The sequence below is a fragment of the Terrabacter lapilli genome (genome assembly GCF_039531305.1).
Lineage (GTDB): Bacteria > Actinomycetota > Actinomycetes > Actinomycetales > Dermatophilaceae > Terrabacter > Terrabacter lapilli.
The window spans coordinates 1-7,556 of the sequence record NZ_BAAAPU010000002.1; the positions used below are offsets into that span (position 1 = coordinate 1).

Genomic DNA, 7,556 nt, shown 5'->3' on the forward strand with positions numbered 1-7,556 from the left:
TCGACCGCGTTGGCCCTGCGAGGCGCCGTCACCAAGGGGTCCCAGATGTTGCCGCAACCCGTGAAGCGCAAGCCGCTGATGTGCCGGCTCAACCTGCACCACAGGTACAAGGCCCACCGCCACCCGGAAGGCGGCTACTACTACCGACGGTGCAGCCGGTGCGGCAAAGACCATCCGAGCATCGGCAACGGCCCCATGGACGGATGGAGCTTCTGACGCCCTCGGGGCGAGAAGCGTTGCGGCACTGCAGCGCCCGCTGGGACCTCGCGTGAGACGATCCCGGCGCGGCATCAGAGGACGTTGCAGTTCGATGACGGGCGCTATCTCGGGCCGCCCAGTATGCGATCTTTGCCGGGTGATGGTTCGTCCTCTGCCGTGGTGCCGCCGGACGCGGGCGAGAGGCTCCCTGCTGTTCATATCCCTCATGTCGGCGGCGGCCTTATCTGGCTGTGAAACCGTCGCCCCGGCTGGGGCCACCGGCATCTCGGTCGATGCTCATGGGCGACCGGTCATCGTTTTCGCACTGTGTAACGACCACGTAGACGGCGCAACGATCTACCGCGACCGGACCAACGGCGACCCTCTTGGACAAGACTCCGTCTCGGTGCGCGAGTGGGATGCGGCGGCCCCGGTCACCCCCGCCACCGCAACAAGCGCCGAACTGAACACAGCTGCGCCGTCTCGATCCTGGCGTTCGGTCGGTGGGGAGGAGCCGCTGCGGCCGGGCCTCCGCTACGTAGCTTATGGCTGGACTCGCGACAACACTTGGTACACCGGTCATGTTGAGTTCGCACTGGACCACCTATCCGCGTTGAAGCCCGGCCAGGTGCTGACCCAGACGTACGTCGAAGCGACGGATGACTACGTGGACACGGTTCAGTCCTATGTGCAGTTCGCCTCAGAAGCATGTGCGTGAACCCGAAGGCGGTCGACGTCTGAGGTCGATGTTCAGGGTTCGCCACCTGGCACCTCACATGTCTGCCCATGGGATCGAGGCCCCGTCCGTGGCACGCTGGTAGTCGGGCGCGACGCTCTCAAGGAGGGGTCATGAATCTTCGAGGCAGGCTCCGGAACATGACTGCGCACCAATCCGACAGGAGCAGGTCCGAGGCCGAGGTGGCCTTGGACGTGGCTCGATACAAGTACTTGCTCCGTGTCTCATCGCCGCAGGTGTTCGACATGGTCCACGCCGAGGTGTTCGCTCAGCTCCCGGTCGCCACCCGTGAGGCGGTGTACCGGCGCCTGTGTCGGGACCTGCCTGAAGAGCTCAGGCCGACGAGCTCAGATCCGGTCGAGCTGGCCCGCGCTGCCGCCTGCGCGCAGGACGACGACCCGGTGTACCTGCTGCGGGTGCTTCGACGGCCGGGCGGGGAAGCTGGGACCACGCCGGCGCCAGCGGGCAGGCATCGTGCGGACGCCACGACGTACGGCGCGTCCGTGCTCGAAGCCTCGGCGAGGACGGCGGCCTCTTCGCCAGCCGCTGCCGAGACACTCCTCGGGTTCGACACGTCGATGGAGGCGGCCCAGATGCACCCGACCCACTCGGTCCCTCGGCGGGGAGGCGTGGACAACCGCCCGCCTCGTGCGGAGTGGCAGCCGTAGCACCATCCGGTGGGCGTCAGACGAGCCGGTCGGCAAGCTGATTGATGCGTGCCGGGCGGACACCAGCGGTTCCACCAGCAGCGGTTTCACGTGCGGGTTCACGGGGCGGGGCATCAGCTCAGGACCGTCCAACCTCCCCATGGTTGACGGCCGGAGTCCTCGCTGCGACAAATGAGGACGTTCACCACGCGCTCTGAGCGGCCTCGCCTCCCGGTGAGAAGGCGTGGGGACCGACGCCGGTCAAACGAGTGGTTCACCTGTGAGTCGACCGCTCCGTCATCGTGACCTGTAAGCATGCGCGGGTGAGCCTCGCCATCGCCACCTGCCAGCCGACCGCTTCGTCCGATGCCCGTACCAACGGTGCCGAGGTGCGTCGCATGCTCAGGGAGGCTGCCGAAGCAGGTGCGCGGCTGGCCCACTTCCCCGAAGGGTTCTTGTCTGGGTACGCCGTTGAGGACGTAGCTTCCTGGGACGACGTCGACTGGGCATTGGTTCGCAGCGAGCTCGAGGACGTGGCCGCGGTCGCCGGCGAGCTGGGGATCTGGGTGGTGCTCGGGTCGGCCCACCCGTTGACCGAGCCGCACTGGCCGCACAACAGCCTGTACGTCATCTCGGACAAGGGGAGGCTCGTCGACCGATACGACAAGCGGAAGTGCTCGCATACCGAGCTCACGCGGTTCTACACCCCTGGCTTCGAGCCGGTGGTCTTCGACGTCGACGGTTTCCGCTTCGGGCTGGCGATCTGCATCGAGATCAACTTCCCCAACGTCCTCGCCGAGTACGACCGGCTCGGCGTCGACTGTCTGCTGTTGTCCGCCTACCCGGTCGACTCGATCTTCGCGACCAAGGCGCGCGCGTACGCCGCGATTTACAACTTCTGGTTGAGCCTGTCGCTGCCGGCGCAGGCCACGCACCTGTTCCACTCCGGGCTCATCGGCCCGAACGGCGAGGTCTTGGCGGACGTCGGCGGCGAGGCCGGCTTGGTGGTCGGGGCGTTGGACCGAGCAGATCCGGCACTTCGCGAGGCGCTCGAGCTTGCCCGCCCCTGGCGGACGATGGCGCGTGCCGGCGACATCTACCAGGAGCGCCGGGTCACCGACGAGCGAAGCCGAGTGCGCACCGAGCTCTGACAGTGTGACCGGTGTTGACGAAGCCGGGGACATTGGCACGACCGATCGGCGGCATGGCAGCACGTTCAGGCTTGCTGTGACCTCGGGTTGGACCGCCGGTCGACCGGGCTGCAAGGCTCCATGGACGCCGCCCTTCGAGCCGCCCGGGCTAGGGAACCGGGAAGGCCTGGGGAGGGCCTTCTCCAGTCGCTCCGTCGACGTGCTCGCGGAGCAGGTCGGCGTGGCCCGTGTGACGGGCGTACTCCTCGATCATGTCGGCGAGCAACCGGCGCAGGCTCATCCCGTTGTGGGTCGTCTGTTCCAGTCCGCCGCGGGAGAGCGCCTCGGCTAGCGCGTCGCGGGAGCGGTGGACTGTCTCGACCCAGAGCGCCCGCAGGGCATCGGGGGTGTTGTCGGCCGCCGTACTCCAAGCCCAGTCCTCCCATTCCTTCTCGACATTCAGCTGGTCGAACGGCGCGATGCACGGACGGCCGGCGAGTCGGTTCTGGAAGTAGAGCTCCTCGACCCACGCCAGGTGTTTGAGCAGGCCTCCCAGCGTCACGGATGACGCACCGAGCCGAAGACCTAGCCCTTCGGCGGTCACATCGGCACACTTCCACGCGAATGCGCGCCGGTTGCGTTCCAAGGTGATCAGGGCCGTAGCGACCTCGTCGCCGCGCATGAAGCGCTCGATGTCCCACTCGGGTGGCTGGCCGGGCGTGAAGCCAAAGGTGCTAACCATGTGGCCACCATAGGGAACCTTCGGGACGACGGCGGTCCACGAACCTTCCATGGCTCGGTCATCCCAAGATCGAACGTCCCGTCCGCGGCATGACAGGGCGGTTGAGATCATCCCTGCGTCGTGTGGGCGACAATCGTTCGCATGGCTGACCCGGGCGACTCCTACCCTCTTCCCGACCCGAAGTTGCGTGCGTACGACCACGGACTTGGAACCCTGTCACTGGACGGCGAACTCCGGGGTTACCTCGCCAGTGTTGTTAGGCGGATGACCTTCCCTTCGAAAGCGCCGTGGCCGTGGTTCCGGGTCATCTGGCTAGATGGCCGCATGGAACCCTCATTCGAGGATTACGGCCCGGGCTGGTGGACAGTTCGGGAACTTGATGCCGGCACCCTCGACTACAACGGCCCGAGCATCGACAAAGAGCGCCGGGTCCTGGGCGTGCGCTTCCGATACTCGGTGCCTGGAGACGACTGCGCGTTCGATTTTGCGTGGTTGGACCGTGAGGCAGCCGCCGCCAAGTGGAATGAACTCGGCCTCAGGGATGAGGACTTCTGAGACGGCGCGAACTGGCAGCTCACCCTCTCCGCGGCCCATGAGCGTGCGTCTCCCGCCCTACGCGTCGACTTGCCTAGTGTGCTCGAGGAGTGTGTGAAGTAGGGCGATGATTCGACCCTAGCTATCTCACCAGGGCCCCGGGGGGTTGCCCATGGTTGGCCATCCGCCGGTGCGCTGGACGATCCTAGACGGTGGCACCCGTCAACTCTCAGCTCGTCGCGCGCCGCGAACGAAGCGGATGGACACTGGGTGGCGCCACCAGACGCGCCGGCTCGCTCGAACGGCAGCACCAATGGCCATTCCGAGCACCACCGCTCACGGTCACGTGCCGCTCTGCTCGATCCAGAGCAGGAGCTTGCGGTCCCAAAGTGCGGTCTGGGCCGCAGACCGGAAGAGCCAGACTGCGGTGGGAACGAATGCTCGAAGCCACCGCCTGTTGCTACGGCGCTGAAGCCTTCACCGAGACGAGGACCACACCGTGGTCACCGCGGTTGCGAGCAGCAGCATGGTCTAGAGGGTGAGCGGGGGCGCAGTCAGGTTTGGCGCACCCGTCCGCCCGGCTGCCGAAGTAGAAGCCGTTCGCCAGCCACCGTGCGAGCGCGGATCAACCGGCCAAGACGACACACGGCCGAGAACGCGAGTGCGGTGTGCTCCTCGATGGCAACCCGGCTCCACTGCGCACCAGCGGTGGCCGCGACGGCCGACGCCACGACGAGCACCAAGATCCACGTGCCGGCGCCCGCCCACGGCAGGGTCACGACTCCCGCGCCGCCCATGGGGGGTCGGCCCGGGCGAGCGCGTCACCGATCGCCATGACGAGCACCGGCGAAGCCAGCACCAGGACGCCTGTGGCGACGAGCCACAGCGGCCGCGCGGCGCGCACGGCGCGCGCGCTCGGCCGTGCATCCGCGCCTTCGGGGGACCCGGCGAGTGCTCGCTCTCGGGTCATCCGCGGCTTCGCCCGTCGAGGCAGGAGATGGCCCGATCGACCGCGCGCTTTCCGGCGGCGAGGGTGTCGCCCGTCCACGAGACGGCATCCCAAGAGATTGGGAGCCTCTCGGAGACCGCGACACTCAGAGGGATCATTGCGACGCTGCCGTCGGTAGTCCGGGCGGAGTTGGTCAGGGCAAGGGAGCGCGAGCGCTCCCCGACGGGGCTGCCGTCGTCGTGCACGTATTCGCGGTCGAGCCCGAGGACGTACCAGTCGCCGGTGTCGGTCGTGGCGGCGAAGACGTACGTCGTGGCGGTGATGGCCCCGGGGTGGGCGGCGATGGACATGCTCGCCCGGTCGACGAGCGCCGGCGGGGGAGTGCCGCAGGTGGGCGTCGCCGCGGCGGTGGTCGGGACAACTGCGGCGACGGGCGCCGAGGGCGCGTGCACGGCGGCGCTCTGGGACGGCGATCCGCTCAGGGCCAGGCCCGGCGCCGTGGAGCTGCAGGCTGCCAGTCCGCCTACGGCCGCGACGAGTGCGAGCATCCTTCCGGTGTTCCCCTGTGTGTGAGTCATGACCGCGACCCTAAGGGACGGATGTCTCGCGGTGCCCTCGTGCGGTTGGGCACGTGGCAGACGGATGGAACGACAAGCTGCCCAGCCGTGCTGTGCGGCATGAGGGGACGTTACGTGTGGCCCGGGGCCCCACGGGAGTCCCCCCGTGTCAGGTGGCCTGGGGGCCCCGTGGCGGCCGGTCGCTCAGGATGGGCGTCTGCTCGAAGGCGTAGTACGCGGTGAGCGCGGCATAGAGCAGGAGCATCGTTGGGGCGCTGATGATCCCTACGAGTGTCACCACCGGATAGACCAAGGTGCCGACGCCGAAGCGCAGGACGGCCCGGTTCGCTTGCTGCCGCGTGACCGGCCTGGTCGTGAGCTCGGCGCGGGTCATGTGCCACAGCATGAGGGTGAACGCCACCGCCATGCCTTCGGTGCTGACGCCGTAGAGAAGGACAGCGACGCTCGTGCTTGCGCCGTGGGACGGGTAGAGGTACTCGGCGAGGGTAGAGGTCGTGAACGGGATGGTGGAGACGAAGAAGAGCAGTAGCAGGTTGTAGAACAGCAGGCGGCGGTCGACGTGGGCGACGAGGTTGACGACCGCGTGGTGGTTGATCCACACGACGCCGATGACGAAGAAGCTGACGGCGTACGCGGCGAAGGAGGGCCACCCTCGTTGCAGCTGGGTCGCCAAGGTCTCCGGCTCGGCGGCGGAGGCGTGCAGGTCCAGGACCAGAAGGGTGATCGCGACGGCGAGGACTCCGTCGCTGAACGCCTCCATGCGTCCACGATCCACATGGACATGATGTCAGTGGCCGACTCGTCGCAAACGGCTCATCCAGAACCGCCGTCGGTTCCGCGCCGCGGCCCACCAAGATCCCCGGCGCGCACCGGCGGCTCGGGGCTCGTGACCAGTTCGCGGTATGTGCGGATATCAGCTGCACCACGCCAAGCCCGTCGATCAGAAGCGCAGCGCCTGACCCTGTCGGCGCGCCGCCATCGGGACCTCCAGCCCAGCGCTCACGATGACGCCCATGAACTCAGCCAAGCGCTTCGTCGTCGCGTCGATGGCCACCGGCCTCGTCGTTCTTCTGTCCGTTGCCGCCTGCTCGACGCAGGGCGCGGACGGGGACTCGTCAACGTTCCGGGCCAACCTGCCCGCCCAGTCGCCGACCCTGTTGACTGATGAGTCGACGACAGGGTCGACGACAGGGTCGATGACAGGGTCGATGACTCCCGTCCCCGAAGGTCCCGGGCAGACCAGCGCCACCGCAGCGTTGATCGTGCCGACCAAGAGCTCCCGTGAGATCTCTCGCGTGGTCGTGAACCTCTCGGACGTGCCCGGCAAGACGAGCACCCTCACCCGGGTGCCCCAGGCCGGGCGGCTCCACGACCTGCGCGCCGCCTGCGTCATGCGCCCCGACATCCGCGACCGGGCAGCCACGCTCACCCTCACCGACTCATCACCGGGGGCTAGGCCGACCTTGTCGCTGCGGGTGCCGTGCGACGGCGAGCAGCACATAGTGAACGTCGGGCCGCTGCCCAGCACGCTGGCCCTGCCAGCGCTGACCGGGGAAGCCGCCAGCGGTCTACGCGGCTACGCCATCCTCCTCGAGCACTGACCAGCGAGGCCACACAGCGCATCCTTTGTCGGAAAGCCAACGTCGTAAGGGTGGCGCCCTGATCAGTCGGGGGCTTCCGGCAGCTGGGACGGCTTGCACGAGGTCGAGGCCCTCACTGAACCTGAGGACCTGGGCGCTGCCCTGAACGCCGTGCCCGCAGCGCGCACCTATCGGGACGCCTTCCCACGGTCGACCCGCCGCTCCATCCTCGAGTGGATCTCCGCCGCGAAAACGGCTACCACGCGCCAAAACCGCATCGACCGGACCGTCAGCGACGCCTCGGTGGATCTGCGCGCCAAGCAGTGGGGCGGCAGCCCAAGGGGAGCGCCCCGTCCGATCATGGGAAGTGAAGCGGGCTTGAGCCGGACCGGCAAGCGGCTACTTGTTTCATTGACGGTAGGACCGGTGCCTGCGCAGGCTCTGGTCTAGGTGCCCGGGTTC

At 67.9% G+C, this 7,556-nt stretch carries 10 protein-coding genes and 1 pseudogene; 7 read left to right on the top strand and 4 right to left on the bottom strand.

The window, feature by feature from the left end; all coding sequences use genetic code 11:
* From ABD241_RS01330 to ABD241_RS01345, 4 genes and pseudogenes are all read left to right on the top strand, one after another.
* A pseudogene (locus tag ABD241_RS01330) lies at positions 1-216 on the top strand (hypothetical protein); the annotation flags it as partial.
* A 208-nt stretch (positions 217-424) separates the two neighbouring features.
* The gene (locus ABD241_RS01335; protein WP_344057670.1) at positions 425-916 is read left to right on the top strand and encodes a hypothetical protein; all 492 of its coding nucleotides are present in this window, start codon (positions 425-427) and stop codon (positions 914-916) included.
* A gap of 131 nt (positions 917-1,047) precedes the next feature.
* Entirely contained in the window at positions 1,048-1,602 is a 555-nt protein-coding gene (locus ABD241_RS01340; RefSeq protein WP_344057672.1) for a hypothetical protein, read from the top strand.
* Positions 1,603-1,904: 302 nt separating this feature from the next.
* On the top strand, positions 1,905-2,732 hold the full coding sequence (locus tag ABD241_RS01345; protein WP_344057674.1) for a carbon-nitrogen hydrolase family protein: 828 nt from the start codon (positions 1,905-1,907) through the stop codon (positions 2,730-2,732).
* Positions 2,733-2,880: 148 nt separating this feature from the next.
* On the opposite strand, the gene ABD241_RS01350 is transcribed toward ABD241_RS01345, so the two are convergent.
* Positions 2,881-3,453 (bottom strand): mycothiol transferase, encoded by a 573-nt coding sequence (locus ABD241_RS01350; RefSeq protein WP_344057676.1) that lies wholly within the window; start codon positions 3,451-3,453, stop codon positions 2,881-2,883.
* 141 nt (positions 3,454-3,594) lie between these two features.
* Here ABD241_RS01350 and ABD241_RS01355 point away from each other — a divergent pair, with 141 nt between their 5' ends.
* Entirely contained in the window at positions 3,595-4,008 is a 414-nt protein-coding gene (locus tag ABD241_RS01355; protein WP_344057678.1) for a hypothetical protein, read from the top strand.
* A gap of 754 nt (positions 4,009-4,762) precedes the next feature.
* Here ABD241_RS01355 and ABD241_RS01360 read toward each other — a convergent pair.
* The 3 genes from ABD241_RS01360 to ABD241_RS01370 all read right to left on the bottom strand — a co-directional run bounded on the left by ABD241_RS01360 (position 4,763) and on the right by ABD241_RS01370 (position 6,274).
* Positions 4,763-4,957 carry a hypothetical protein gene (locus ABD241_RS01360; protein WP_344057680.1) on the bottom strand — a complete coding sequence of 65 codons (195 nt, stop codon included), beginning with the start codon at positions 4,955-4,957 and terminating at the stop codon, positions 4,763-4,765.
* A complete protein-coding gene (locus ABD241_RS01365; RefSeq protein WP_344057682.1) occupies positions 4,954-5,514 on the bottom strand; it encodes a hypothetical protein in 561 nt (186 codons plus the stop codon). Before ABD241_RS01365 ends, ABD241_RS01360 begins: the two co-directional genes overlap by 4 nt.
* Before the next feature lie 148 nt (positions 5,515-5,662).
* On the bottom strand, positions 5,663-6,274 hold the full coding sequence (locus ABD241_RS01370) for a TMEM175 family protein (RefSeq protein ID WP_344057684.1): 612 nt from the start codon (positions 6,272-6,274) through the stop codon (positions 5,663-5,665).
* A gap of 253 nt (positions 6,275-6,527) precedes the next feature.
* Between ABD241_RS01370 and ABD241_RS01375 the strand changes: the two genes are divergently transcribed.
* On the top strand, positions 6,528-7,115 hold the full coding sequence (locus ABD241_RS01375; RefSeq protein ID WP_344057686.1) for a hypothetical protein: 588 nt from the start codon (positions 6,528-6,530) through the stop codon (positions 7,113-7,115).
* A 93-nt stretch (positions 7,116-7,208) separates the two neighbouring features.
* Entirely contained in the window at positions 7,209-7,544 is a 336-nt protein-coding gene (locus ABD241_RS01380; RefSeq protein ID WP_344057688.1) for a YdeI/OmpD-associated family protein, read from the top strand.
* Positions 7,545-7,556 lie beyond the last annotated feature (12 nt).

Coding starts and splice junctions, on each gene's coding strand:
- ABD241_RS01340 (WP_344057672.1), top strand. CDS start 1,048: ATGAATCTTCGAGGCAGGCTCCGGAACATGACTGCGCACCAATCCGAC.
- ABD241_RS01335 (WP_344057670.1), top strand. CDS start 425: ATGTCGGCGGCGGCCTTATCTGGCTGTGAAACCGTCGCCCCGGCTGGG.
- ABD241_RS01365 (WP_344057682.1), bottom strand. CDS start 5,514: ATGACTCACACACAGGGGAACACCGGAAGGATGCTCGCACTCGTCGCG.
- ABD241_RS01350 (WP_344057676.1), bottom strand. CDS start 3,453: ATGGTTAGCACCTTTGGCTTCACGCCCGGCCAGCCACCCGAGTGGGAC.
- ABD241_RS01360 (WP_344057680.1), bottom strand. CDS start 4,957: ATGACCCGAGAGCGAGCACTCGCCGGGTCCCCCGAAGGCGCGGATGCA.
- ABD241_RS01370 (WP_344057684.1), bottom strand. CDS start 6,274: ATGGAGGCGTTCAGCGACGGAGTCCTCGCCGTCGCGATCACCCTTCTG.
- ABD241_RS01375 (WP_344057686.1), top strand. CDS start 6,528: ATGAACTCAGCCAAGCGCTTCGTCGTCGCGTCGATGGCCACCGGCCTC.
- ABD241_RS01355 (WP_344057678.1), top strand. CDS start 3,595: ATGGCTGACCCGGGCGACTCCTACCCTCTTCCCGACCCGAAGTTGCGT.